This window comes from Rhodococcus sp. T2V, from assembly GCF_029269925.1.
Taxonomy (GTDB): domain Bacteria; phylum Actinomycetota; class Actinomycetes; order Mycobacteriales; family Mycobacteriaceae; genus Rhodococcus_F; species Rhodococcus_F koreensis.
This window is the reverse complement of sequence record NZ_JARJBD010000020.1, coordinates 79,320-104,594: the sequence shown is the minus strand read 5'-3', so window position 1 is coordinate 104,594 and position 25,275 is coordinate 79,320. Positions and strand designations below refer to the sequence as shown.

The window sequence follows — 25,275 nt, the reverse complement described above, 5'->3', positions numbered from 1 at the left end:
TCGAGAACTGCGAATCAGTGGGTGGGGACTGTCGCATCGGCGCGTAGCAACGAACCGGCATCGGGGATGTCGACGCGGGCACCGACGGCGCGCAGGATGTTGTAGGCACCGGCGGTGGCGGCGGACAGGACCGGGAGGCCGAACTCGTCCTCGGCAGCTTGGATGAGATCCAAAGACGGCATCTGCACACACGCGGACAGGACGAGTGCGTCGACGCCGTCCAGATCGAGGCTGCGGGCCGCGTCCATCACGCGCTCACCGCGAATGCATCCGACGTCGGCATTGTCGGCCACCTCGAGAGCTCGCCAGTCGGCCACTTCGAAGTTTTCCTCTTCGAGATAGCGCACAACCTGCTCTGCCAGTGGGCGCATGTACGGGGTGACGAGGGCGATGCGACGTGCCCCGATGGATTCGAGGGCAGTCACCAAGGCTCCGGCGCTCGAGAGCACCTTGGCTCGGGCCCCGCCGGCGGCCAGCTGTTCGGCGACCGACAGTTCAACGCTGCGGTGCTCGCCCGGCCCGGTGGCCATGATCGCCACGAGGCACGCGTACAGCAGAACATCGACTCCGGCGTCACCGAGTTCCAGAACGCACCGTTCACGTTGTGCGTTCATCGCGCGCAACTGTTCCGGTGAGACCGTGTGCATGCGCATGCGACTGGCGTGGAAGGAAAAGGAGCGGTCGGGGTGACGCCCGAGAAGTCGGGGCATCTCGGTTTCGACGGTGATGTTCGAGCTGGGGACTACGAGTCCGATGCGAGCGGGTGAAGGGTTCATGGTGCTCCTCATGAGCGAATCGACAACAATGACAATTGTTCGACACTGGCATCGCTTTGTCAACAGTGATGTCGTTTTACCGTCACTATCGTCGAACACCAAAAGGGAAGGCCCGGTACCGACGGGTACCGGGCCTTCGTTCGTGGAAGTCGTCAGAGACGGGGTTCGAGCCTGTCCAAGCGTTCACGAATCTCGTTGAGGAGACCGAGCGATCCGACCTCGGCTTCCTCTCGAGGTCCTCGCAGCATGTCCTGCGCCAACTGGGTGATCGTGGCCACCACCGATTCGATGTCGGAGGCGTCTTGGGGACGGAACCACCACGCCACCCAGTTGCACATTCCCAGCAAGCTGAATGCGGCGGTGCGGGCGTCGATGGGTCGGAACTGCCCGAGTTTCACCCCCTCCTCGATAATGTTGACCAGTTCGCGGACGATGCGGCGTTTGGCCTCGAGGTGCTCGGTACCAGCCGGCTCGGGTAATACCGTTTCGGAGCGATCCAGAATGCGGAATTGGCTCGGATGCTCGGCACGCTGCCGCACGAGCAACTCGGTCAGGTTACGCACCTTCTCCAACGGCGACAGATCGGGCCGCGCGCGAAGCTCTTCGAAAACCACGGCCAAACTGCGGGAGACCTGCTCGACGAGCATGGAGAGGAGATCGTCCTTGGTGTGCAGGTAGTGGTACAGCGCGGACCGCGACACATCCATCGCATCGGCGATGTCCTGCAGGCTCGTTGCCTCGTAGCCTTTGACTGCGAACAACTCCGTTGCTGTATCGAGCAGTTCGGACACGATCAGTTCGCGGCGCCGTGTACTTCTCGTCCCATTGGTTCGTTGCTTCGCCGGCATGCTTGCAGTGTATCGACGCCTGAGGGTACCGCCTGCCGCCGATCGGTTCGTTGTGTCGTTGCTCATCGGACGAGCACCACGGCGTCGCATCTGCCGGCAGCGACCGCGGCGGCGCCCTCCGGCCGAGCAACCGAAGGTAAGGTCACGACGACCGCGGATGCGGTGTGCCATCGCAGCCGTTCGGCCATGTCGATGCGCGCACCGATGGACGGGGCATCGTCGGGCCCCTCCAGCATTACGACGGTCTGGGCGGAACGGGACTCGAGCTCAGCCACAAACTCGTCAGCGCGATCTCCCCAGACGTCGGTGTCGGTCCAGGTCAGGTGGCGTACGCGGGCATCGTCGCGAATCGCGTCCGGGTCGATCTCCCGCCTGGCGAGCGTCAACGCAGCATGGTCGAGCGGACGGGACAGGATCCAATCGTCGAGGGTGGCCGGGTCGGTGACGGGCGCATCACCGAGGTGACGTAGGGCCGCCTGCACGATCTCGGGGTGGGCAGTGGCGTAGTCAGCGACCGAAAGGTTGCCGGCGCGGGTCATGTAGGACAGCGCGACCCGTTCGGGTAGCTGGTCGTGGCGGTTGCGGTAGCTCGACCACCATCCCTGACTGCGCGCGGCGAGGTGTTTGAACCGGTCCACCACCGGTCGTCGTGCGGCCTCGTAGCGCGTGAATGCTTCGGTGACGTCGCGGGTATCGGCGAGCGAACGGGCAAGCGCGATCGCGTCTTCGAGGGCGAGTTTCGTGCCGGAGCCGATCGTGTAGTGAGCGGTGTGTGCGGCGTCCCCGAGGACCACGACGTTGCCGTGCGACCACCGGTCCAGGCGGACCGTGGGAAACCGTGCCCACCGCGTCCGGTTCGTGAGAAGTTTCCGGCCATGCAGGTCGGCGGAGAACGCCTGCTCCAGCATCCGCACACTGACCTCGTCGGTCTCACCCGGCGCCAAGCCGGTTTCGTTGTCCGCCAGCCGTGCCGACTTCCAGGTCTGTTCGTCGGCCTCGATGAGGAACGTGCTGCGCCCGTCCGCATACGGGTAGGCGTGGGTGACGAACAGTGCATCATCGAGGGATCGGGCCGCGAAGTAGGCGGTGTCGACGGCGAAATCGGCTCCGCACCACATATAGTGCAGACTTCCATAGGAGACGTGGACGCCGAGTTCCGCAGCGAGTTTGTCACGCACGGCACTGCGGGCACCATCGGCGGCGACGACGACGTCGGCGTCGGTATCGGACACGTCCACTCGTGATCCCATGCGTATGTCGACCCCGATGTCGGCGGCAGCCTCGGTGAGTACCTCCAGCAGCGCGGCCCTGCCGATGGCGAGATTTCGTGCCCCGTGCAGTTGCACGTCCCGGTCGTCACCACGCAGGGTCAGCGAATGTCCGGCATAGCTGACCTGGCGAATTCGCTCGGCGGTCTGCGGGTCTACTGCCGAGAGATTGCGCATCGTCGACTCGGTCAGGCTCACACCGAAGCCGAACGTCGACGTGCTCGAGTCCGACCGCTCGTGCACGGTCACACGGGACGAGGGATCGGCCAGCTTGATCAAACGGGCGGCGGCCAGCCCTGCCGGCCCGCCTCCGATGACGTCGATGGTGCGATGAGACATGTTGGTTCTCCTCTAGCGTGCGCCGACTGCGGACGAATCGCGGTTTTCTCGTTCGGCGAGCAATGCATTCGAAATGTGTTCCCGCAGTGCTTTCTTCGATACCTTTCCGACGTTGGACAGCGGGAATTGGTCCAGCGTCTCCACCCGTTCGGGAAGCTTGTATTTCGCCAGTCCCTGCCCGAGGAGAAACTCCCCCAGCGCCCGGACCGTCAACTCCGAAGCGTTCTCCTCGAGGATCAGGTAGACGCAGGCACGCTCCCCGAGTACATCGTCGGGCATCGCGACGAGCGCGGCGTTGGTGACGTCCGGGTGGCGCAGGATCAGCTCTTCGACCTCCTCGGCGTGGATCTTCTCCGCGCCTCGGTTGATGACGTCCTTGATGCGCCCTTCGATGGAGTACACAGTCATTCCGTCGACCTGCTGTGCACGGGCGAGGTCACCTGTGCGGTAGAACCCGTCCTCGGTGAAGGCGTCGGTGTTGTGCTGGGCGGCGCGGTAGTAACCGCGGATCGTGTAGGGCCCTCGGGCGCAGAACTCGCCGACTTCGCCGGATGGCACCTCGCTGGTGCCACCGACCTCGAGGATGCGAATCTCGTCGGCGGGCGAGATCGGATGACCGACGGTGTGGAACCGGAGAGCTTCGCTGCCATGATCCGGGGTGATCAGGAACATCCCTTCGGCCATGCCGAACATCTGCCGAACCGAGATACCCAACTCGTCCCGCAACCGTTCGGCGATCTCGACCGGCAACCGTTGCCCGCCGACGATGAAGTCGCGGATGCTGGACAGGTCGGCGGCACGACTCCGCGGTTCCTCCAGTAGACGAATGGCCAGCGCGGGCGGCACCAGGGGCAGCGTCGTCGGACGCTCACTCTCGATGAGGTCGAGAAGAAGGTCGATACGAGCATTCGGCGCCAGAATGATCGAGGCACCGGACAACAGAGCGGGCTGGAGGGCGAGCGCAATGCCGGCATTGTGCAGAAGCGGAAGCGGATAGAGCAATGTGGTCTCCGGCGACCACCCGAGTGTTGTGGCCCACGCCTTGGAGTTGTAGACGTACTCCTCGTGCAGGCGTGGTGCGACCTTGGGCAAGCCGGTCGTACCGCCGGACAACTGGAAGACCGCGATCTGATGCGGGTCGACCGCATCCGGGACGGGCGCCGCGACACCGATCCGCATGATCTCCTCGAACGAAACAGTGCCCGGCGCAGGTTCCCCGCGCGCAACGACGACGGTGTCGACCGCGCCGCGATCGAGCAGAGAGCGGGCAGTGGCGAGGGTTTCACCGCGTCCGAAATCTGCCTGGATGAACAGCGCCTTGGCGCCGACATGATCGGCGAGCAAGGTGACCTCGCGCTCGCCGTGCTGCGGCAACGTGCACACCGGGCGTACCCCCGCGACGAGACACCCGAGATACGCCACCACGGTTTCGGCGACGTTCCCCATCTGGAACATCACCGCATCGCCGGCGCACAGTTCGGTACCTGCCCGAAGCCCGGAACCGAATTGCTTTGCCATATTGAAGAGTTCGCGGTAGGTCAACCGGACCTCGGGAGTAACGAGCGCCACACGATGGGCATGGTCATGGGCCGCGTCAGCCAGCTCGGCCGGCAACGACCGCCCGCCCCAGAGGCCGCGGCGGCGGTACTCCTCGACAACGTGCGTAGGGAAAGGCGTGAACCCTTCCTCCGCGAACCGGGGTGCGACAGGGGCCGAATCGGATTCTTCTTCAAACATAAATGTCACAATATCGACGATAGTGTCGAATAGTCAATACCAGTGTCTGACTATTGACACTGATATCGAAACATGGACAATCGTGTTACCCACCTCACTCCCATGGAGACTGCATGCCCTCCCCCACATCAATCACGGCCCGGCGCTATCCCGTTGTCGCGGTGTGCTTCGCCGCGATCATCTTCGATGGATACGACCTGATCGTCTACGGATCAACCATCCCCGCCCTGCTCGCGTACGAACCGTGGTCACTGTCACGAACCCAGGCCGGGGCCATCGGCAGCTGCGCATTGCTCGGAATGTTCCTCGGCGCCATCACAGCCGGCACACTCACCGACCGATTCGGCCGACGACGTCTCTTCCTCACATGCCTGGCGTGGTACTCCGCGGCCATGCTTGCCGTCGCCGCGGCCCCCACCCCAGAACTGTTGGGACTGTTCCGATTCATCGCCGGACTCGGCTTCGGCGGCATCGCTCCGGTGGCGATCGCACTCGTTGTCGAGGTTGCCCGCGACTCCGAACGCAACCGTCTGAACGCACTGATGTTGTCCGGCCTACCGGTCGGCGGTGTTCTCGCCGCTCTCGCCGCACTCAACCTGCAGGACGTGATCGGATTCCGCGGCCTCTGGGCGATGGGTGCACTCGCACTCGTACTGGTCCTGCCGTTCGCCTGGCGAGTGATCCCCGAGACCACACCACACGCCACACCCACTCCCGCACACACTGAGCAAACCCGAACAGCCCCCCTGCGTGAACTGTTCGCAGCACCCGCCCTTTCGGGCGTCCTCCTCTTCGGTCTGGCGAACTTCGTCGGCTTCCTACTCGTCTTCGGTCTCAACACCTGGCTGCCCGAACTGATGCACGAAGCCGGCTACAGCCTCGGCTCCGCTCTGACATTCCAGGTGCTCCTCAACACCGGCGCCATCATCGGCGGCGTCAGCGGATCGACACTGGCAGACCGATACGGCAGTCGGCCGGTGGCAGCATCCGCCTTCCTCCTGGCCACCATCGCGATCGGCGGCATGGCGATAGCGCCTCCCCCGCTGCTGATGTACTTCGTGGTCCTCCTCGCAGGTGCGGGATCGATCGGCACACAAATCGTGCTCTTCGGATTCGTTGCTACGCACTACCCCGCTCGCATCCGTGCCACAGCACTGGGAGTCACGACCGGCTTCGGGCGACTGGGCGCTGTCACCGGCCCATTGCTCGGCGGAATTCTGTTGTCCGCTCACGTGCCCTTCGGATGGGTCTTCACGATCTTCGGCGCCATCGCCCTCATCGGCGGACTCGCCTGCCTGTTCGTCCCGCACCGCACCGTCAGGCACACCGAGACGTCGCTCGCTCCTCACCCGGGTACCGAGCGAGTCAGTTGACCCTTCCCGGCGGCACGCACTGGCCCTGACCGGTGCTGCCGTCGGACCCACCGCCCTGACCGGGTGCACATCTGACGGCCTCGCTGCCCGACCGGCACCGGTGCAGGTCTTCGGTCCGGGGCCCCGCCCACTCTCGTCCCACTCGAGGACCTCGGCTCAGCGTGCCGAAGAGAGGAATTCGGCGACAGCCGTGTTGACCGGATCCGGTCGCTCCAGGTTCGTTGCGTGTCCCGCACGCGGGACAACGATCGACGCCCCCTTCGGCGACAGTGCCGCGGCCGCCTCCGCGTGTGCCGACGGCCAGAATTCGCTCTCGGAACCGGCGACGAATAGCACCGGAAGGTCGCTCGAGCGGATCGCCGGACGCCAATCGCGTTTCGCGTGGTCGTTCAACAAGGCGAGTTCCGGTTGCGACAGTTTCCAGTCGACGCGGCCCATCGCGGCGATGAAACGGACCAGCCGCATCCCGCGCTTCCAGATCGGGGTGCCGTGGCCGGTCGAGGGAATTCCGTCCTCGAAGAACGTGTCCACCTCGTCCCCGCCGTAACCGTAGAACCCGTATTCCCAGTCCGGTGTGTTGAGCATCCTCGGTGTCTGGTCGACCACGACCGCGGCGCGAAGCCGCCCCGTGCCGTACGTGTCGACATACGACCAGATCGTGTTCCCGCCCATCGAGCCCCCGATCATCGCCGCATCCCGGAGGTCGAGTTCGTCGAGGAGCGCGTGCACGTGGTCGGCCCGTGTCTGCATCGTCGTTCCGTGCGGCATGGCCGGAGCAGTCCCGTGGCCCGGCAGATCCACGGCGACGACGCGGTGGCCGGCCCGGATCAGCGACGGGATCTGATAGCGCCACGAGGTGGCGGGCGCTTTGAACCCTGCCAGCAAGATCACGTTCGACGAGGACCGGCCGCCGTCACCGTGCACGGTGTAGTCGATTCGAGCTTCGCCGGATTCGATGGATGGCACCTTTTCTCCCGTCGCCCTCCTGCCAGGTGGCACGGTGTCCGCCTGCGTCAGTGCGACGGTAGTACAGCGTGAGGGAGCAATCCATGGAGAACTTCTCCATGGCACAAGCATTCCGGTGTGGAGCTCAGCTCGGCTTTGTGGGAGGGCCACGTTGGCAGAATTCGTGGATCGCCGGGTGTAACGTTTCGGGCCCTCACGGACACCATTCGTGTAGCTGTGGACGTCGGGTCCACGCATTCGGACAGGACACTTGAAAATGCACACCTCACTTCCCCACGAGGCTTCGCACGCGTCGAATCGTTCGGGCGCAGTGAACACTCCTCGTCGAGTCCCGCTGCGGAACCGGCTCGTCACGGTCGTTGCCACCGCCGCGCTCGCGGTCATCCCTGTCGGGGCGGCCACCGCCGTCGCGGCGGCGACCGAACTCCCCGCAACGACCGTCTCCGCGCCGACCATTCCCGGCGACCGCGGCGACAACGGTGACGGCCCCCGCCATGATCGGCAACGCGATCAGCGGCAAGAGCGCAGGGACCAGGGCATGACGCTCGACGAACTCCTCGTCGGGTGGAACAGCAGCCAGATTCATCAGATGTGACGACGCACGGCATCCGCTTTTCGCTCGTACCGCGATCGGGCGAGGGTGTATGCCGTGCACAATAACTCGCGGGCGAGCTCACGGGTGACGGGGCCTGGATTCACCACGGCCAGCCAGCCTGCGGAGCCGTAGACGGGGTGAGCGATGACCGTGTCGGATGCGCCGGCGTCGACGTCGGCTGGGCCTTGTTCTCGCGGTGCGTGGCCAACTGCCTCGATGAACGCCTCCTTTCCGGCGTGGATGTTCACCCGGAAAGCACCGGCACGATCGAGTCGCGAATCTTCGTCACCCGGATAGTTCTTGGTGACGATCGTGGCGAACGGCTGGGTAGTCGTCGGCACGACCCCATCCGGTGAGTAGTAGAAGAAGGTGTCGCCCCAGCTGATCTCCGGCGAGCCGTCGCCCGGGACCGGCCTGAGAGTGAGGACGTCGTCGAGACTCTCCACGAAGTCGATGATGTCGTCTATCGTCATGGTTCCAGCGTTTCATTGAAGTGCTTGTGGAGACCTGGTAGAGCACGTGCAGGAGAAATAGGGAGGCGAGTCTCCACATGCAGAATTTCCGGACCGTGGACGTGGCCCGCCGTGCGGGGTGCTCCGTCCAGCAGATCCGCAACCTCGAACGCGACGGTGTGCTGCCTCCCACCACCCGCACAGCCGCCGGATACCGGATCTACGCCGAGGTGCATCTGCAGTCCGCGCTGGCCTATCGAGAACTCGCCCTCGCCGCCGGTCCGGTCGACGCCAAACGAATCGTGCGCAGCGTCCACACGTGCCCGGCCTCGACGACGGTTGCTCTCCTCGACGCCGCACACGCCCGGCTCCACGCCGAACGCGCCGAACTCGCGCTGGCGAAGAAGGCGGCCGCGGTGATCTCCACCGAGCCGATCGAGGACGTGCGAGCATCCGACTGGATGAGCGTGGCCGAACTCGCCGCCGCGCTCGGCGTCCGCTCGTCCACGTTGCGGCACTGGGACGCAGAGGGACTCGTCATCCCCGATCGGAACGCACCCACGGGAGCGCGCCGATACTCCCCGTCCCAGGTCCGCGATGCCCGCATCGTGCATCAGTTGCGCAAAGCCGGTTACCGCATCGCACCCCTCCGCGCCGTGATGGCACAACTGCGGCACCCACCCGGATCGCGCGACGTCGGCGCCGCCCTCGCCGTCCGTGACGAGACGCTCACGACCCGCTCCAGAGCCTTGGTCGACGCCACCGCCGCGCTCGCCGGGCTTCTGCCGCCCCACAGTGTCAGTCCGCGCGCGACAGCACCGCCACCAGAAAATCGGAGTCGTCGGTGAACGGACGCAGATCCCACGTCGAGAGCAGCAGATCCACCCTCAGACCGTTGGCTGCGGCGTCCGCGAGGAATTGCGGGAACTCGTAGCCCCGGTCGGCGCCGAACCCGACGATCACCCGGCCGGTCGCGGCGAGATGAGCGGCGAATCCCGCCAGAACCGACTCCCGCGTCGACGGCGCCAGGAAGGTCATCACGTTGCCCGCACACACGATCACGTCGAAATCGGCCGCGACGCCGCGGGCGGGCAGATCCAACTCCGCGAGGTCGCCGACCAGCCACACCGGGCCGGGGTGATCCTCCTCCGCGACGCCGATCAGCACCGGATCGACGTCGACCCCGACCACGACATGACCTGCATCGTGCAGATAACCACCGAGCCGGCCCAGTCCGCACCCCGCATCGAGAACCCGGCCGCCACGGCCCAGCATCGCATCGACCAGCCTGGCCTCGCCCACGATGTCCTGGCCCTTCGCCTCCATCGCCCGGAACCGCTCGACGTACCACGTCGAGTGGCCGGGGTCGGCCGCGGTGATCTCCTCCCACCGGCTGGGGGTGCGCTCGCTCATTGTCTATTCCTCCTCGATCCGGCCCGCTCGGCGAGCCAGTGCCACCGTAGCGAACCCGGTTCCCGCGAACGGTCTCGGTCAACGGACGCCGCGCGCCACCTCGCCGGCCCTCCGGGGAGGATTCAGCCATGAGCGAGTCCCTTCCCGACCGCGTCCAGATCACCGACCGCCTGCACGCCGTGGCAAACCTGCTCGACACGAAGGACTGGACGGGGTTCACCGCGACCCTTACCGACGACACCGTGGCCTACGGCCGGACCGGGCCCGCTGAGGTGGTCGCGCGTGTCCGCTCCCACCTCGACGTCTGCGGCGCCACCCAGCACCTGCTCGGCAACATCCGCATCGACCTCGACGGCGACACGGCACGCACGACGTCCTATTTCCGAGCCTTTCACGTCGGCCTCGGCGACCGTGCCGGCGCGACGTACGAATGCCTCGGCGAATACCGGGACCAGTGGCGGCGCGGCCCGTCGGGCTGGTTGCTGTCCGGGCGGGAGATCGATGTGCGCGCCGAGATCGGCGACCGGAGTGTCATCGCGCCCCGCTGACCAGTCGTACGGCTCAGTCGTGCTCCCGGCACACTGTGGAGTCCGGATCCGGTGCGCAGATCTGCTGCCAGGTGTAGAAGCCGGAGTTGACCACCACATGGAGGTTGTCCTTCGTGATGTTCTGGATGGGCAGGAACACCGTCGGCACCGCCATGTACTGGTTGTCGATCGTGCCGTTGATCATGTCCTCGGGCACGCCGTCGCCGTGGAGGATCGACGTGGTCAGCTGCGCGGCGACCTTCGCCTGGTCGGACAGGTTCTTGAAGATCGTGTTGTCGAGGGATCCCTGTGCGATGAGTTGCAGGGCAGCGAGATTGGCGTCCTGTCCCCCGGTGACGGGAATCCGACCGGCGAGCCCGCGGCCGGCGAGGGCGGCGACGATTCCGCCTGCCAGGTCGTCGTTCATGGTGACGAACAGGTCGATGTCGTTGTTCTCCCGGGTCAGGCATTCGTCCGCAAATGCCTGACCTTCGGCCGGGTCCCAGTCGTCGATCGTGGTCTCGCAGACCACGCGGATCTTGCCGCTGTCGATGAGGGGCTGCAGGTACTCGTTCTGGCCGAGCTGAAACTGGCGGGTTCCGTATTCACCCAGATTGCCCTGCACCCTGGCGATTTTCAGACCGTCACCGGGCATCGCGGCGATCAGGTCCGCGGCGCGACTTCCCTGTCGTCGGCCGACCTCGAGTGGATCGAAGATCACCTGGACCTCCGCCGGTCCGCCGACCGCGTCGTGGTCGTAGAGCACCACCGGCACATTCGCGTCGGCAGCGGCGGTCAATGCTCCCCCCGAAAATCGCGCGTCCGCGGAGATCAGCACGAGCACCGACGCCCCGTCCGCGATCGCCGACTCGACCTGGCTCTGCTGCCGGCCGGGATCGCCTTCGGCGTTGCGGACCGTCACGGTGGCCTTCGGCGCGAACAGTTCGAGGAAGTCGGTGAACAAGGGTTCGTCTCGCTCCATGAACCGGGTCGTCGTGGTGTTCGGAAGAAAAAAGTACACCTTCTTCGCCCCGTCGTCGCCGGGCGGCGGGGCCGCGCACGCCCCGAGCACCATCGCGGCGACCGAGGCTGCGACACCGAACGCGCGCAACCTTGCGGTCACGATGCTTGTCTTCATGAGTCGAGAACCTCCAGGCTGATCATGCCTGGTTCGGACATACCCGCGGGCGAGGACGGCTATGCGCGTTCGTCGATGCTTTCGGTGTTTTCCGGCACCGATCGGAGCACACTGAGTGCAGGGATGAGGAGGAGAGGGTGTTCGACCAGGACCGCGGCACCGTATCCAGCGAAGAGCGTGACACTTCGCAGGCGGACGAGCACCTCCTGAAAGAATCCCTACTCGTCGAACCCGACATCCGCCGACGCCCGTGGCGCGAATTCCTGGAGTCGACGCCCGGGCGACTTTCCGTCCTCGCTGTCGTCCTCGTCGCGGTGGCGCTGACGGCCGGTGTCGTGACGTCCGCCGTGATCGGTGCACGGCAGCAGCGAATGGAAACCCTTCGCGCCCATACCGAACCGCTGGCGGACGCCGCGCAGAACCTCTTCAGCTCCCTGTCGATCGCCGACGCCGCCGCGACGTCGTCGTTCATCGCGGGCGCCATCGAACCGCTCGCGGTCCGCGACCGGTACAACCAGGCGATCGGCGACGCGTCGAACGCACTCGTCACCGCGTCGTACGGAGTCACCTCCGGTGATGTGGACTCGCTGCGCCTGCTCACCGAGATGTCGCGGCACCTCGCCGTCTACACGGACCTGGTAGCGACCGCACGGTCGAACGACTCCGCGGGAAATCCGGTCGGGGTGGCGTACCTGGGAACCGCGTCGGCCCTGATGCAGGACACCATCCTGCCGCTGGCCGAACGCCTCTACAACGATCAGGCCGGCGCGGTCGCCGACACCCAGTCCCACACCGCGCGACTGCCCGTCACCGCAATCGTGGTTGCGTCGGCGGGGGTCGTCGTCCTCGCCGTCGCGCATGCGTACGTGGCGCATCGAAGTCGCCGTCGGGTCAATCCGGGGCTTGCGTGCGCGACGGTCCTGCTCACTGCGCTCGTCGTGTGGATCGTGGTCGCGGGGCTGTTGTCGACATCGGCGAGCGAACGCGCGCGGATCGACGGCGCCGAGCCTCTCGCGGCGGTCACGAAGGCGCGGATCCTCGCGCAGCAGGCACGCGCCGACGAGACGCTCGGACTGCTCCGGCCGGGGTTCGATCCGGCGGGCAGCGACTACACCCGGCACACGGACGCCCTGACCGCGATTCTGAGCTCGGACGCATCACCGGACGCCGTCGACGTGCCGGCGATCGACGATGCGTCCGCTGCGTTCGAGGGATGGCGGAGCGCGCACCGGGAACTGCTGCGCAAGCTTGCGGACGGCGACTACCAGGGTGCGGCGGACGTCGCGGTCGGCCCGGGATCGACGGCGTCGACAGCCCAGTTCCGCGCCCTCGACGAATCGCTCGAAGATGCCATCATCGCGCTGCGTGCCGAGGAACTCGACGCGATGCGTGAGTCGTACCGGACGATGGCGGCGCTCGCCGTGGGTGCCGTCGTGCTCGCCGTTTCCGCGGCACTCGCCGTGATCGCGGGGATCGAGCCCAGAGTGAGTGAGTATCACTGATGGTGCGACCTTTCCGCGCACGGCGACCGGGGCTCACTCGGCTGCTCGGCAGCCTCGCGTTCGGAACTGTGCTGATCGCCGGTTGCGGGGCACCCGATGCACCCACCCCGATGTTCTCCGGGGACTTCACGGAGTTCCCCGTGTCCGTCGGCGCCCGGATCATCGAACCGGCCGAATCTCCGCCATCTGCCGCGGAGCCGTCGTCCTGCGCACCCACGGCGAGCCTCCGTCCGGGGATCGCCGGCGTCGGCGGCACTCTCGACGAGATCCGGGCCCGCGGAACCCTGGTCGTCGCCGTCGATCAGAACACCAACCTGTTCAGCTTCCGCGATCCGACTACCGGCACCCTCACCGGCTTCGGCGTCGACCTTGCGAGGGAGGTCGCCCGCGACCTACTCGGCGACCCCGGCAAGGTCGAATTCCGGCCACTCGGTTCCGACGACGGCGCCGACATGCTCGCGCACGGGGACGCGGACCTGATCGTGCGCCCGGTGGCACTGCCCTGTGAGAGCCCCCAGGATCTGGCCTTCTCCACGGTGTATCTCGAGACGCCCCGTCGACTCGTCGTTCGGGACGGATCCGGGATATCCGAACCCGCGGACCTGGCACGGCGACGGGTCTGCACGCACGACGATCCGGCCTCGATATCGGCGTTGTCGCGGATCGCCCCCAAAGCCACGATCCTTGCGGTGCCCGACTGGGACGACTGCCTCATGGCCATCCAGCAACGGCAGGTCGACGCCGTCGTGGGTGCTGCCCTCCTCGCCGGCCTCGTCGCCCAGGATCCGAATCTCGACATCGTCGGTCCCGACTCCGATTCCGCCCGGTACGCCATCGCCCTCGCGCCCGGCAACGACGACCTCGTCCGGTTCGTCAACGGCACCTTGGATCGACTGCGCACAGACGGAACCTGGACTGCCCTCTACGATCGCTGGTTGTCGCCGCTCGGCCCGGCACCCGCACCGCCGTCCCCGGAGTACCGGGACTGATCACCTCCCGTAGCCGCAATTAGCGGGCCACCTCGGGATCATCGTCGGCAACGGTCCGCGGAAGGCCGGTCCCCATCGGATCGAGCAGGGCGGTCGTGCGCGCACCCCATCGCTCGTGCGCCGACTGACGGGTCATTCCGGCGGCCTTCCCGATCGTTGCCCATGTCGCACCCTGAAAGCGCAGTCCGAGAACAGTTTCGATGCCGTCCAGTCCCGCCGCCAGCTGGATGCGAAGACTCAGCAGATGCCAGGCCAGGGTGCGCTGGTTCGGAATGTCCGTGCCCTGCTCGGCATCCCATTCGGCCGTGCCCGGAAGCGGCCCGGTGCCGATGATGTCGTCGGCGTGACGGCTCGCTTCGGCTGCCGCAGCAGTGATCACAGCGCGCGCAGCGGCGTCGATGTCGGCGCTGACGGCGCGTTCTACGAGTTCCATGACGATCTCCCATTCTGTCAGGTATAGCCTGACAGCATTTGCCAGTGGCGTCAAGCCTTCCCTGACACGGGCCGCGGCAGCGTCGACACGTGCCGAATTACCCGGGCGAGGCCGCACGGAGCTGTGCTGCGAGATCGGTGATGTCGGTCGCCGAAATGTCCCAGCTGCCCGTCGGCGCGAGATCGGTGGTCTGGTGAGGTCCGTGTTCGAGGGGCCGGAGAATGAACGCTGTCGCCAGGCCCGCGGCCTGTGCGGCCTCGAGGTCGCCGTTGTGCGCGGCCGCAAGCATGACCTCGCCCGGGTGGAGACCGAGAAGTTGTGCAGTGTGTAGATAGGCCCGGGGATGCGGTTTGTACATTCGGTTGCTATCGGAGCCGATGATGACATCCCACGGGATTCCGGCATTCTTGGCCATGTCGAGCAGCAGAGAGGTGTTGCCGTTCGAGAGCGGACCGATGATGTAGTCGGACCGGATTGCGGTGAGACCGGGCACGCTGTCGGGCCACGGAGTGAGTTCGTGCCATACGCGCGAGAGATCGTCCAACTCGCCGGCGTCGTGATCCGCGGGGTCGATGCCCGATTCGAGGAGCGCGGCGTGGAGGTTTTCGCGGTGCAGGGTATCGAGTGTCACGAACTCGCGGGCACCGGACCGGATGGGTTCCATGGACGGCTGGTAGCGGTCCCGCCACCGATCGGCGAACGCGGCTGCGTCCAGTTCGAGCTGACGGCGTTCCGCGTAGCCCGCCACAGCGGAGGCGATACCGGTGCGCCAGTCGACGACGGTGCCGAACGTATCGAACAACACGGCACGAATACTGCGTCCCGTCGACGGGGACCGGAACCGCGCACCACCCATGAGGCGTCCTTTCGCTCGAACACACGACGTCGCACCACAATAGTGCGGCGACTCGCCGTCACGAGTCGCCGCGCGGATGGTTCAGACGCGTCGAACGGGCATGATCGAGCGCACCAGCGGCTCACGGAGGTACAACCCACCCCACACGAATATGCCGACATAGATCGGGAACAGCGTGGTGCTGACGATCGGCTGCTCGGTGAGCATGTTGGTAGCGACCGCTCCACCGAGGTATCCGGTGAGCAGCACGGCTCCCAGGATCGAGGTGACGGGCACGATGTAGAGAATCAAGCACACCAGCAGAACCACGCCGATCACGCGGTTGAGGTTCTCGGCGAAGCCCAGTTCGGCCATCGCATCACGCACCATCTCGGTGTTCGCGATGTGGATCAGCGAGTCGAACAGGAGAAACAGCACCGCGAGTGCGCTGACGACGAGCCCTGCGACTCGGGCCTTCTTCGTCGTTCCGTCCGTGGGCGCGGATGTCGCGTCGGACGCTCCGGTGGCGGGAGGTGTCGAGGTCATGAGATTTTCTCCTTGTTGTTCAGGAAGCTCCAACACGCTTCGTGGGTCCTCACACCAGTACAGACCGGAGGTGCCGGGAAAACTCACCGCGGCGGGGTGAACGTGGTGCGCCACCCGAGCTTCGACCGCCCGACCGGACGCTCTCCCCGGTGGTTGGATGAACTGGTGCAACTCGTGATCGAGGCAACCGACCTTCCCGGATCGTCGTGCCCGCCGGGGGCCAATTTCCCCGGCTACGACAACATCCATGTGGCCGTGCAGCGCCGCGGTTCCCCCGGCGATCTGCTCGACCTGCATCCCGGGGACGCGGCCACCGCCCGCTGGGTTCTCGAGTGCACGGCGACCCCGACGCCGGCGGGTCTCGACATCACCGGGCCGTACGTACAGGGCCGTCCCGGTGCACGGTTCGTCTACCTGTCGTGGGGGACAGTCGACGGAGACGGCGGATTCGCCATGTTCCGACGGGCGAAGTTGATGTGGGACGGGGTGGATCAGGCCACCGCGGACGCAGCGGCGTCGGCCGGGCGCATCACTGGGCGACTCGGACTCACCGACGCCCGCGGGAATCCCCTGTGCGCTGCAGTGCGACCGCCGTTGATCGAGTGGTCTGCGTAGCCACCGCGATCAGGACGCGGGCACTTCCCACTCGACCACGGTCCCCGGTGCACCGTCGCGGATGACGGCACGACCACCGAGTTGCACGGCTCGGTTGCATATGTTCGCCAGCCCGTGCCCCCGGACAGCGTCCGTGCCCATCCCGGCTCCGTCGTCCGTCACGCTCAGCGCCAGGCGGTCGTCGTCGGCGGCGACCATCACACGGCACGATGTCGCATGGGCGTGCCGGGCAACGTTGCTCAGGGCCTCCCGGAGCACCGCCTGAAGTTCCGGACCGGCGTCGTGGCCGGAGAACTGGTCGACCGGCCCGTCCAGGCACACGTCGGGAGTGAATCCGAGTGCGGCGGTACTGCTCTCGACGATCTCACCGACCGCCGCACTCAAACTTGCGGTGCCGTTCGTCGGTGCGGTCGCACCACTCTCGAGGTCGAAGATGACCGCCCTCAAACCGCGAACGATGCTGTCGGTTTCGTCGATCAGCGGATCGAGATCCGCGGCGAGGCGGGGATGACGTCGAGCCAGGGAAGTCAATGCCAGGCCCAGCCCGAACACGCGCTGAATCGTCAGGTCGTGCAGATCGGCGGCCATCCGGGTTTGTTCGTCGTGGCGGGTTCGTTCGTGTTCCGCCTGCACGAGTAGCCGATTCTGGGTGAGCAGACTGGTCCGCATGGTGTCGACGGCGCTGCCGATCATCGACACTTCCCTCGGCCCATCGGTGCCGATCTCCCTCTCGTAGTCGCCCTCGGCCACCGCGCTGATGTCTGCGACGAGACGCTCGATCGGCCGGGTCAGCAATCGTCGCGTCAGATGCAGGGAGGCTATCGCGGTGCCGATCGCGAGAACGAACGCGACGGCGGTCGCGACATTTGCCAAGATCTGCGCCGACCGAACCCGGTCGACCTGTTCGGTCACCCGTTCATCCGTCAGGGCATTGAGGTCCTGAAGCTGTGAGCGCAGCCCGTCGAACAGTTCCTTGCCCGTCGCGGTCATGGCCACGACCTGCTCGTCCGCTATCTCGTTGTTGCGACGAGCGAGGATCTCCGGCTCGCTGGCCTGAGTGGTCCAGGTGTTCGCCGCCTCGACGACCGCGTCCAGCGTTGCCGAAGCCTCCGCGTCGCCGGCAAGCAGCGCGGTCAGATCCGACAGGGACGCGGCCGCGGCGTCCCTGCCTGCGTCGTACGGTTCGAGGAAACTGGGATCACCGGTCAGAACATAGCCACGCTGCCCGGTCTCCTGGTCCACATAGGCGGTCGTCAGCTCCGACACGGCATGCTGCGCGGGCAGGAGGCGCTCGGAGAGCACGTTCTCGGACGCACGAACCACCAATCTCCCGTACACGGAAAACGCGGCAGAAACGGCGAACAGGGCCACGAGGATCCCGATCGCCAGCCACAGCAACGTCCGCAACGACATCCGTCTGGCACTTGCAGTCCGACCCGGCATGGTCAGCCTCTCACCCGTTCCGAACACAGGATCGGGTGCCTGGACGTTCCGACCCCGCCGGTTTCCACACTATTGCGCCCGACCTGCGCGGCGGAACCGATTGCCGAGTCCGATCGCCACCGGATCGTGGGTCACGCGGGAGGGTGCGCGCCGAGCCAGGTCGCTGCTCTGCGCGCCGACGCGCGCGAGAGCCACGCATCCTGAACGAGCTCCACCAATTCTTGCCGGGACAACTCGCCGATGCGGCTCCCCCGCAAGAGCACCGACAGGTGGCCGTCGAAGTGTGAGGTGGTGAAGAACGGTGTCGCGTGGTCGCGGACAAGCGCCTCCTTGTCGGATTCGGACGGCACCCAGAACACGATCACGTCGTCATAACGTTCCCCGGTGTCGGGGTCCGTCGCATCGGGTCGCGGATTGCGGAAGAACACAAACGACTTGCCCCCGATCTGGTAGACGGGATTGTCGCCGGGGCCATGGGTAACGGTGACGTGCGGCATGCCGAGAGCCAATTCGTGCACGTCTTCGACCCGTGCCGCACGTGTGGTTGCCACCAGACAACCCTAAATGCTCGGCATCCGGGGCGCCTCCGTACCGGGTTTCAGGCCGTGTGTGCGCGTCCGGCCTCAGGTTTGTGTTGTGTTGTGCGCATGGATGAGTCGGAGGGCCGCGTCCCGGTCACGGCGATCCAGGGCGTCGACGAGGTCGACGTGCAACTGCTGTCGTTCGGCGATGTATTCCGGCAGAGGTCTGTCGCCGACCGGTTCGACGGAGACGGTGTGGGATTCGATCAGATCGAGCAGACTCAGGTAGATCGACTTCAGGATCGCGTTGGGACTCACGCGAGCGATCGCGGCGTGCAGTTCCCAGTTGGCTCGGACGAATTCCGTCGCGTCGCCGGCGTCGGCAGACTGCCGCATGACGTCGAGAGCGGTGCGCATACGAGTGATGTCGACGGCCGAACTGTGATCGAGAGCGTCCTCGACGAGCAGCGGGTCCAGGGCGTCACGGATGCGTACCGCATCGGCGACATCTCCTTCCGCGGCGTCGAGGGAGAGGATGGAGTTCCCGAGACGCGCGATGGGGGTGGGTGAAGCGGCAAACAGCCCCCCACCGGGTCCCGATCGGACTGCGATCACCCCACGTGACTGCAGAATGCGCAGAGCTTCGTTGAAAGTGCCTTTCGCGACGCCGCATTGTTCCTGGAGTTCCTTTTTCGTCCCGAGGCGCGCCCCGTGCGGCGACTGCTCCGCGAGTTGACCGATAGCCAGTGCAGCTTGCTCGGTCCGGCTCAGCGATGCGTCCATCATCATCCGCTGCGCGAGATCGGTCATCGTGTCCTCGTTTCGTCGTGCCCATCGCCGCTTCACCGCTGGGAGTCGGGCCAACGCCGATTCTACCGTATTGAGCATGCTTGATACGGATTGATTGGGTCGAGTCTCTTGACATGCGGTGCGGGTCACAGCATGCTGTGACTATTCAACATGCTCAATAGGGCTCAATAGGGTCCTATTGCACTCGCACCCGAGGAAGAGCAACGAACATGCAGGACAACACGCACGATGTCGTGGTCGTCGGCGCCGGGCCCGTAGGACTGGCGCTGGGTCGGATGCTCGGCCTGCGAGGCCACGACGTGGTGATCGTCGAACGCTGGCCGGAGCCGTACCCGCTCCCGAGGGCAGTCCATTTCGACGACGAGATCGGCCGTGTCTTCCAATCGATGGCCCTGACCGAGGAGGTCGAGTCGATCTCCGAGGCGGTGCCCGACTACTACGAATGGCGCAATGCGGCGGGCGAGGCGCTGGTGCGGATCGACTGGTCCGGCACCGGTCCGAACGGCTGGCCGACAGCGAGCTTCTTCTCCCAGCCGCAGCTCGAGAAGGTACTGGCCGAGGCGGTGGCGACGATGCCGAACGTCACTCTGCTGCGCGGCGCCGAAGTGGTCGGTATCGACGAGGGCGCAGACGACGTCGCAGTGACCTTCACCAGCACCGTCGTCAAGCAGCGGCAGGTGCGAACACGGTTCGTCGTCGGCTGCGACGGCGCGAACAGCTTCGTCCGTGAGCGCATGGGTGCGACCATGCACGACGAGGGCTTCTTCTTCGACTGGCTGATCGTCGACACCATTCCGCTCGACGACCGCGAGTGGGCACCACAGAACTGGCAACTGTGCGATCCCGCCCGGCCGACCACGGTCGTGTCGGGCGGACCGGGGCGTCGTCGGTGGGAGTTCATGCGACTGCCCGGCGAGACGAGAGAAGAACTGAACACGCCGGAGAAGGCATGGGAATTGCTCCGGGCGTGGGACCGGACGCCGGAGAACAGTGAACTCGAGCGGCACGCCGTCTACACGTTCGCCGCGCGGTGGGCGGACCGGTGGAACGCCGGCCGTCTCGCGATCGCCGGTGACGCCGCGCACCAGATGCCTCCCTTCGCCGGGCAGGGCATGTGCTCGGGTATCCGCGACGCAGCCAATCTGTCGTGGAAGCTCGATCGCATCCTGCGCGGCGAATCCGACCTCGCATTGCTCGATTCCTACACCTCCGAACGCAGCGCGCACCTGCAGCATGCGGTCACGATGTCGGTCGAACTCGGGCGGGTCATCTGCGTCCTCGACGAGGAGAAGGCCACCGAACGCGATACCCGCATGATCGGCGGTGGCGCCGACCCCGCGAAGGTCTTGCCGGTCACAGCCCTTCCCGTCCTCGGAGACGGCGTCACCGCGCAGGACACCGACGGCGGCGGGCTGCGCGGGACCCTTGCACCACAGTTTCCGGTGCGGATCGGCGCCCACAGCGACCTCCTCGACGAGGTCACCGGCTTCGGTTCGGTCCTGCTGGTACGCGGTGACACCGATGTCGCGCACGCGGATCCGACACTGCGGCAACTGCTCGACAGCACCGGCGTACGGCTGAAGACCGTCGAGGAGACCGGAGCACCGGATCTGCTCGACTCGACCGGTCAATGGACTCGGTGGCTCCACGGACAGAACATCAGCGCAGTGCTCGTCCGGCCGGATCACTACATCTTCGGCGCCGTCACCGACAACACCCAACTGACGGATCTGCTCAGCGAATACCGCGACCGACTGCGGGCCCTATACCCCTCGACCACCAGCCCCCACCCTGCAACCACCACCGTGTGAACTCAACCCAGGAGAACCACTTTCATGCGCATCGCCAATATCGACCACCGTGCCGCCCTCGTCCTCGGAGAGGAAGGTTCCGAGCGGGCCGTCGACATCGCCCACGGCTCCCGCGGCCGGTTCGGCCCGAACCTGCAGGCTCTCTACGAAGCCTGGGACGACGTCACCGAATGGGCCGCAGTCCAGGACCTCTCGGCTCTGGCCGACGACAGCTTCCCGATCGACCGGTCCCACCTCCGCGCACCCTCACCGGCTCCCCGGCAGGTGTTCGCCGTCGGCCTGAACTACCACGCCCACGCCGCCGAATCCGGCTTCGAATCCCCCACCCACCTGCCGCCGGTCTTCACCAAATACGCCTCCAGCTTCACCGGCCCCGACACCGACGTGATCATCCCCACCGGCGGCAACGTCGACTGGGAGGTCGAACTCGTCGCCGTCATCGGCCGCGAAGCCGGCAACATCGACGAGGCCGACGCCTGGGCGCACGTCGCCGGACTCACCGCCGGACAGGACATCTCCGAACGCATCACCCAGACCCGCGGTCCCGCACCGCAATTCGGTCTGGGCAAATCCTTCGCCGGGTTCTCCCCGCAGGGACCGTGGCTGGTCACCCCGGACGAGTTCGCCGACCCCGACGACCTCGAACTCGGCTGCACCATCGACGGCGAAGAAGTGCAGAAGGGCCGCACCCGCGACCTCATCTTCCCCGTCTCGAAGCTCATCGCCACCCTCTCCCACACCGTGACCCTCTACCCCGGTGACGTGATCTTCACCGGCACCCCCGCCGGTGTCGGGATCGGCCGCAACCCGCAACGGTTCCTGCAGGTCGGCGACGCACTCGACAGCTGGATCGACGGCATCGGCGAACTGCACCAGAGATTCGTCGCCGAACCCGACGCGCAGTAAGGACGCCACGTCATGGGACTACACGGACTGGGCAAGGTCACCATCGGCGTCCCCAACGTCGACGACACCATCGCCTACTACTCCGACTTCGGACTCGAGCACCACGGACACGGGGTGTTCGCCACCCGCAACGGCGGCGAACAACTCGAAATCGTGCACGCGCCCACCCGGCGACTGGTCGAGCTGACCGTCGCCGCCGACGACCCCGACGACATCACCGCCACCACAGCGCGGCTGACCAAGCTCGGTACGGCGATCCAGTACGACGGCACCTCCGTCAGCGCCGTCGAACCGATCACCGGCACCCTGGTGCACGTCGCGGTGCGACCCCGAATCGTGATCGAGCCCGCGGTATCGCCGACGCCGTACAACGGTCCGGGCCGGATCGACCGCTGGGGGCGGGCCCCGTTCCTCACCCGCACCGATCCGGTACGCCCCCGCAAACTGGGACACGCGGTGATCGGGTCCACCGACCTCGAGACCACCATGAAGTTCTTCACCGACGGTCTCGGATTCAAGGTCAGCGATTACATGGGCGACAAGGCCGCGTTCCTGCGCTGCTCCGTCGAGCACCACAACGTCCTCGTCATGGCCGCACCGGTGAACTTCATGCACCACACCAGCTGGCAGGTCGACGACATCGACGAGGTCGGCCGCGGCGCCCACACCATGCTCGAAGGCAATCCCGAACGCCACATCTGGGGTCTCGGCCGCCACTACGCGGGCGCGAACTTCTTCTGGTATCTCAAGGACCCGGCCGGGAACTTCTCCGAGTACTACTCCGACATGGACACCGTCCCCGAGGACGAACTCTGGTCTCCGGAGGTGCTGCACGGACTGCAGGGCCTCTACGCCTGGGGACCGCCGCCGCCCCCGTCGTTCCTCGAACCGGACGACCTCGCCGCCCTCATGACCGGAGCGCATTCCGCGAAGGGATGACTGCGGGCTTCGTCGACATCGAGAGGGTTCTGCCATGGACTCGGACACATTGCCACCACGCGCGCTCGTCGGCAGGGGGGACGACGTTGCCTCGATCCTCACTCTTCTCCGCGACCCCGCGGTCAGGATGCTGACCGTGGTCGGCGCCGGAGGTGTGGGGAAGACCGCGGTCGTCGCCGCGGTCACGAGGGAACTGGTGACATCGGGCACCGACGTCACGCCGGTGGACCTGTCGGGATGCGAGTCCGCGACAGATGCGGTGACCCAGATCGGCAACACCATGGCGACGCCGCCCGAATCGGAGAAACCACACGTCGTCGTGGTCGACAGTCTCGAACGGATCCGCTCCGAGGTGCGCGCCCTCGGCGCGCTCCTGAGTGCCCACCCGCACGTCCGGCTCCTTGCAACGAGCAGGGCTGCGACCGATCTGTCATACGAATACCGATATGTACTGGGCCCTCTCCCGTGTCCGGACCCAGACGGTGCCCCCAACATCGACGCGTCGACCAGTCCAGCGCTGACACTCTTCCTCGATCACGCCCGCCGGGTTGCCTTCGAACGAGACCTCGAGGCCCAGGCCCACACGGTCGCCTCGATTTGCCGGCAACTCGGCGGGCTTCCCCTCGCCCTGGTGATCGCCTCCCATCAACTGAGCACGTTGACGCTGGACGCCCTGGCGGCGCGGATCGAGGACGGTTGGTCGCCGAACATGCGTGGACCCGCTGATCTTCCCGACCGTCACCGCACCTTGGCCCGCACGGTGGCGGACACCGTGTCGCTGCTCGCGCCGGTCGATGCCGCCTTGTACAAGGTCCTTGCGGTTTTCGACGGCGTCATCGAACCTCGAGCGCTGTCAGCGATTCTCGCCGATTCGGTGGGCGAACCGCACGGACCTGCCGAAGTCTGTTCTCCGCACGCGGTGGTGGATCACCTCGACGAATTCGTCCGCCTCAGCCTGCTCACTCCGGTGCCCGATCGGACGGGCCGTCGCACACCCGCCTTCGCGATGGCGCAGACCACGCGCGACTACGGCCGGCAACTACTGCGGTCGGAACCACAGCCTGCGACCGCCAGAACTGCCCACGCACAGTATTTTCTGCACAGAGTGCTCGACGGCGCGGACCTCGTGGGACCTGCCGCCGACGACTGGCTCACACGTACCGACGGTGACCTCGGCGACATCAGGTCGTCACTACGGTTCTACCTCGAATTGGGCAACGAACGCGCAGTCGACATTGCCGCAGGAATGCGCAGCTACTGGCTCGCCAGAGGTCTCCTGCAGGAGGGCGTGCACTGGCTCACCAACAGTCTTCGGCTCACGGACGACAGGCGGTCCGTGCCGGCCGTGCGCGCCCGCGAGGCCCGGGCAGTTCTCACCGGTGCCGCGTCCTCATATGCGCATGCGCTCGCCGAATTGGACGAATGTGCCCGTGATTGGCAGGAATTGGGTGAACCGACCGCGCGAGCCCGCACTCTCGTCGACCTTGCCGCCGCCCGATTCGAAGTACACGGATTCGACGCCGCCCGCCCGCTCTTCGAGGAGGCCATCGCCAGCCTCGACGACGCGGACGACCGGTGGTGGGCAGCCCGCGCCCGCAGCCTCTTCGGCGCCTCGGCCGCCGCGACCGGCCACCACCGCGAGCTTGCCCGCAGCACCCTGGACCGTGCCGTCGAAGGGTTTCGCGGTGTCGGAGACAGCTCGTACACCAACGTGCCACTGCAACAACTCGGCCGCATTCTCCATGAGGACGGCCACGACACTCAGGCGACAGCGCTGCTCGCAGAGGGACTACGTCTGACCCAGGACGCCGGTGATGCCTGGAACAGCTCGGTCTTCCTCAACCTCATCGCCGAGATCGAACTGGGCCGTGGCACCGTCGTCGCGGCTGCCACCCACTACCTCGAGAGCCTCGCCCTGGCGGCCGCAATCGGTGCGAGACCACGTTTCATCTGGTGTCTGGAAGGTCTTGCCGTGTGCCTCCACGATCTCGGCGACAGCGACTATGCCGCCCGGCTGGTAGGTCTGGCGATGTCCATCCGCTCGACGTTGAATCTGCACGACTGGGTCGAATTCCCGGCCAGAGCGATAGATTTGACCGGAATCCTCACCGGACCGCCGTCCAATCTCTCGGTGCTGCACGCAGAAGGTTTCCGAATGACAGTCGGTGACGTCCTGGCCTACGCACCGCAGCTCGTGGCCGCACGCAGCGCCCGGCGCAGTCGACAGGATCGCTATCCCGACGGTCTGACCGCCCGCGAGGTGCAGGTGCTCCGGTTGATCGCGGCCGGTTCGACCAGCCGGGCGATCGCCACCGAACTCGTCATCAGCATCGAGACCGTCGGCAGGCACATCAGCAACCTGTATCGCAAGATCGGGGCCTCCGGGCGAGCGGACGCCACCGCGTATGCCATCAGATCCGGGCTGATGGACCACTGACGCCCGCCACGCCTCGAGTGCGGTCGGTTGCGCACGGGGTGCGCTTCGGAGTCGGA

The 25,275-nt window shown here is 66.3% G+C and carries 25 protein-coding genes; 11 read left to right on the top strand and 14 right to left on the bottom strand.

Annotated features, from left to right (window positions below; translation table 11 throughout):
- Positions 1-14 precede the first annotated feature (14 nt).
- The 4 genes from P3H15_RS18850 to P3H15_RS18835 all read right to left on the bottom strand — a co-directional run bounded on the left by P3H15_RS18850 (position 15) and on the right by P3H15_RS18835 (position 4,968).
- On the bottom strand, positions 15-788 hold the full coding sequence (locus tag P3H15_RS18850) for a maleate cis-trans isomerase (RefSeq protein ID WP_276138640.1): 774 nt from the start codon (positions 786-788) through the stop codon (positions 15-17).
- Positions 789-928: 140 nt separating this feature from the next.
- Entirely contained in the window at positions 929-1,567 is a 639-nt protein-coding gene (locus P3H15_RS18845; RefSeq protein ID WP_276138639.1) for a TetR/AcrR family transcriptional regulator, read from the bottom strand.
- Between the two features lie 119 nt (positions 1,568-1,686).
- Complete coding sequence (locus P3H15_RS18840; protein ID WP_276138638.1) at positions 1,687-3,231, bottom strand: FAD-dependent monooxygenase; 1,545 nt, start codon at positions 3,229-3,231, stop codon at positions 1,687-1,689.
- A 12-nt stretch (positions 3,232-3,243) separates the two neighbouring features.
- Positions 3,244-4,968, bottom strand: a complete 1,725-nt coding sequence (locus tag P3H15_RS18835; protein ID WP_276138637.1) for an AMP-binding protein — start codon at positions 4,966-4,968, stop codon at positions 3,244-3,246.
- 113 nt (positions 4,969-5,081) lie between these two features.
- Between P3H15_RS18835 and P3H15_RS18830 the strand changes: the two genes are divergently transcribed.
- On the top strand, positions 5,082-6,341 hold the full coding sequence (locus P3H15_RS18830) for an aromatic acid/H+ symport family MFS transporter (RefSeq protein WP_276138636.1): 1,260 nt from the start codon (positions 5,082-5,084) through the stop codon (positions 6,339-6,341).
- A gap of 156 nt (positions 6,342-6,497) precedes the next feature.
- Here the strand turns inward: P3H15_RS18830 and P3H15_RS18825 are convergent, their stop codons facing one another.
- Positions 6,498-7,307 (bottom strand): alpha/beta fold hydrolase, encoded by an 810-nt coding sequence (locus tag P3H15_RS18825; RefSeq protein ID WP_276138635.1) that lies wholly within the window; start codon positions 7,305-7,307, stop codon positions 6,498-6,500.
- Between the two features lie 256 nt (positions 7,308-7,563).
- Between P3H15_RS18825 and P3H15_RS18820 the strand changes: the two genes are divergently transcribed.
- The gene (locus P3H15_RS18820; protein ID WP_206012347.1) at positions 7,564-7,902 is read left to right on the top strand and encodes a hypothetical protein; all 339 of its coding nucleotides are present in this window, start codon (positions 7,564-7,566) and stop codon (positions 7,900-7,902) included.
- Here the strand turns inward: P3H15_RS18820 and P3H15_RS18815 are convergent.
- Positions 7,893-8,375, bottom strand: a complete 483-nt coding sequence (locus P3H15_RS18815) for a DUF6194 family protein (RefSeq protein ID WP_276138634.1) — start codon at positions 8,373-8,375, stop codon at positions 7,893-7,895. The genes P3H15_RS18820 and P3H15_RS18815 overlap by 10 nt on opposite strands.
- Before the next feature lie 77 nt (positions 8,376-8,452).
- On the opposite strand from P3H15_RS18815, the gene P3H15_RS18810 reads away from it, so the two are divergent.
- A complete protein-coding gene (locus P3H15_RS18810; protein ID WP_276138633.1) occupies positions 8,453-9,202 on the top strand; it encodes a TioE family transcriptional regulator in 750 nt (249 codons plus the stop codon).
- Here P3H15_RS18810 and P3H15_RS18805 read toward each other — a convergent pair.
- Positions 9,153-9,767 carry a bifunctional 2-polyprenyl-6-hydroxyphenol methylase/3-demethylubiquinol 3-O-methyltransferase UbiG gene (locus tag P3H15_RS18805; RefSeq protein WP_276138632.1) on the bottom strand — a complete coding sequence of 205 codons (615 nt, stop codon included), beginning with the start codon at positions 9,765-9,767 and terminating at the stop codon, positions 9,153-9,155. The genes P3H15_RS18810 and P3H15_RS18805 overlap by 50 nt on opposite strands.
- A 128-nt stretch (positions 9,768-9,895) precedes the next feature.
- On the opposite strand from P3H15_RS18805, the gene P3H15_RS18800 reads away from it, so the two are divergent.
- Positions 9,896-10,315 (top strand): nuclear transport factor 2 family protein, encoded by a 420-nt coding sequence (locus tag P3H15_RS18800; protein ID WP_276138631.1) that lies wholly within the window; start codon positions 9,896-9,898, stop codon positions 10,313-10,315.
- A 13-nt stretch (positions 10,316-10,328) separates the two neighbouring features.
- Here P3H15_RS18800 and P3H15_RS18795 read toward each other — a convergent pair whose 3' ends face one another.
- Positions 10,329-11,432 (bottom strand): substrate-binding domain-containing protein, encoded by a 1,104-nt coding sequence (locus tag P3H15_RS18795; RefSeq protein WP_276138630.1) that lies wholly within the window; start codon positions 11,430-11,432, stop codon positions 10,329-10,331.
- A 137-nt stretch (positions 11,433-11,569) separates the two neighbouring features.
- On the opposite strand from P3H15_RS18795, the gene P3H15_RS18790 reads away from it, so the two are divergent.
- Both P3H15_RS18790 and P3H15_RS18785 read left to right on the top strand, forming a co-directional pair.
- The gene (locus tag P3H15_RS18790; protein WP_276138629.1) at positions 11,570-12,934 is read left to right on the top strand and encodes a hypothetical protein; all 1,365 of its coding nucleotides are present in this window, start codon (positions 11,570-11,572) and stop codon (positions 12,932-12,934) included.
- Positions 12,934-13,923, top strand: coding sequence for a glutamate ABC transporter substrate-binding protein (locus P3H15_RS18785; protein ID WP_276138628.1), 990 nt, complete (start codon positions 12,934-12,936; stop codon positions 13,921-13,923). The genes P3H15_RS18790 and P3H15_RS18785 overlap by 1 nt, the downstream gene beginning before the upstream one ends.
- 19 nt (positions 13,924-13,942) lie before the next feature.
- On the opposite strand, the gene P3H15_RS18780 is transcribed toward P3H15_RS18785, so the two are convergent.
- The 3 genes from P3H15_RS18780 to P3H15_RS18770 form a co-directional block, all read right to left on the bottom strand.
- Positions 13,943-14,356, bottom strand: a complete 414-nt coding sequence (locus P3H15_RS18780) for a hypothetical protein (protein ID WP_276138627.1) — start codon at positions 14,354-14,356, stop codon at positions 13,943-13,945.
- A 97-nt stretch (positions 14,357-14,453) separates the two neighbouring features.
- Positions 14,454-15,212, bottom strand: a complete 759-nt coding sequence (locus tag P3H15_RS18775) for a haloacid dehalogenase type II (protein WP_276138626.1) — start codon at positions 15,210-15,212, stop codon at positions 14,454-14,456.
- 81 nt (positions 15,213-15,293) lie between these two features.
- Positions 15,294-15,737, bottom strand: coding sequence for a DoxX family protein (locus P3H15_RS18770; RefSeq protein WP_276138625.1), 444 nt, complete (start codon positions 15,735-15,737; stop codon positions 15,294-15,296).
- Positions 15,738-15,902: 165 nt separating this feature from the next.
- On the opposite strand from P3H15_RS18770, the gene P3H15_RS18765 reads away from it, so the two are divergent.
- Positions 15,903-16,352, top strand: a complete 450-nt coding sequence (locus tag P3H15_RS18765) for a DUF5990 family protein (protein WP_276138624.1) — start codon at positions 15,903-15,905, stop codon at positions 16,350-16,352.
- Positions 16,353-16,361: 9 nt separating this feature from the next.
- Here the strand turns inward: P3H15_RS18765 and P3H15_RS18760 are convergent, their stop codons facing one another.
- The 3 genes from P3H15_RS18760 to P3H15_RS18750 all read right to left on the bottom strand — a co-directional run bounded on the left by P3H15_RS18760 (position 16,362) and on the right by P3H15_RS18750 (position 19,126).
- A complete protein-coding gene (locus tag P3H15_RS18760; protein ID WP_276138623.1) occupies positions 16,362-17,765 on the bottom strand; it encodes a CHASE3 domain-containing protein in 1,404 nt (467 codons plus the stop codon).
- A gap of 161 nt (positions 17,766-17,926) precedes the next feature.
- Positions 17,927-18,349: an MmcQ/YjbR family DNA-binding protein gene (locus tag P3H15_RS18755; RefSeq protein ID WP_276138682.1), complete on the bottom strand. Its 423-nt coding sequence runs from the start codon at positions 18,347-18,349 to the stop codon at positions 17,927-17,929.
- Between the two features lie 69 nt (positions 18,350-18,418).
- Positions 18,419-19,126 (bottom strand): FadR/GntR family transcriptional regulator, encoded by a 708-nt coding sequence (locus tag P3H15_RS18750; RefSeq protein WP_276138622.1) that lies wholly within the window; start codon positions 19,124-19,126, stop codon positions 18,419-18,421.
- A 209-nt stretch (positions 19,127-19,335) separates the two neighbouring features.
- Between P3H15_RS18750 and P3H15_RS18745 the strand changes: the two genes are divergently transcribed.
- The 4 genes from P3H15_RS18745 to P3H15_RS18730 are packed head-to-tail and all read left to right on the top strand — an operon-like array spanning position 19,336 to position 25,219.
- Positions 19,336-20,937 (top strand): bifunctional 3-(3-hydroxy-phenyl)propionate/3-hydroxycinnamic acid hydroxylase, encoded by a 1,602-nt coding sequence (locus P3H15_RS18745; RefSeq protein WP_276138621.1) that lies wholly within the window; start codon positions 19,336-19,338, stop codon positions 20,935-20,937.
- Positions 20,938-20,961: 24 nt separating this feature from the next.
- Positions 20,962-21,843 (top strand): fumarylacetoacetate hydrolase family protein, encoded by an 882-nt coding sequence (locus P3H15_RS18740; protein ID WP_276138620.1) that lies wholly within the window; start codon positions 20,962-20,964, stop codon positions 21,841-21,843.
- A gap of 12 nt (positions 21,844-21,855) precedes the next feature.
- On the top strand, positions 21,856-22,782 hold the full coding sequence (locus P3H15_RS18735) for a VOC family protein (RefSeq protein ID WP_276138619.1): 927 nt from the start codon (positions 21,856-21,858) through the stop codon (positions 22,780-22,782).
- A 34-nt stretch (positions 22,783-22,816) separates the two neighbouring features.
- On the top strand, positions 22,817-25,219 hold the full coding sequence (locus tag P3H15_RS18730) for a LuxR C-terminal-related transcriptional regulator (protein ID WP_276138618.1): 2,403 nt from the start codon (positions 22,817-22,819) through the stop codon (positions 25,217-25,219).
- Positions 25,220-25,275: the final 56 nt, after the last annotated feature.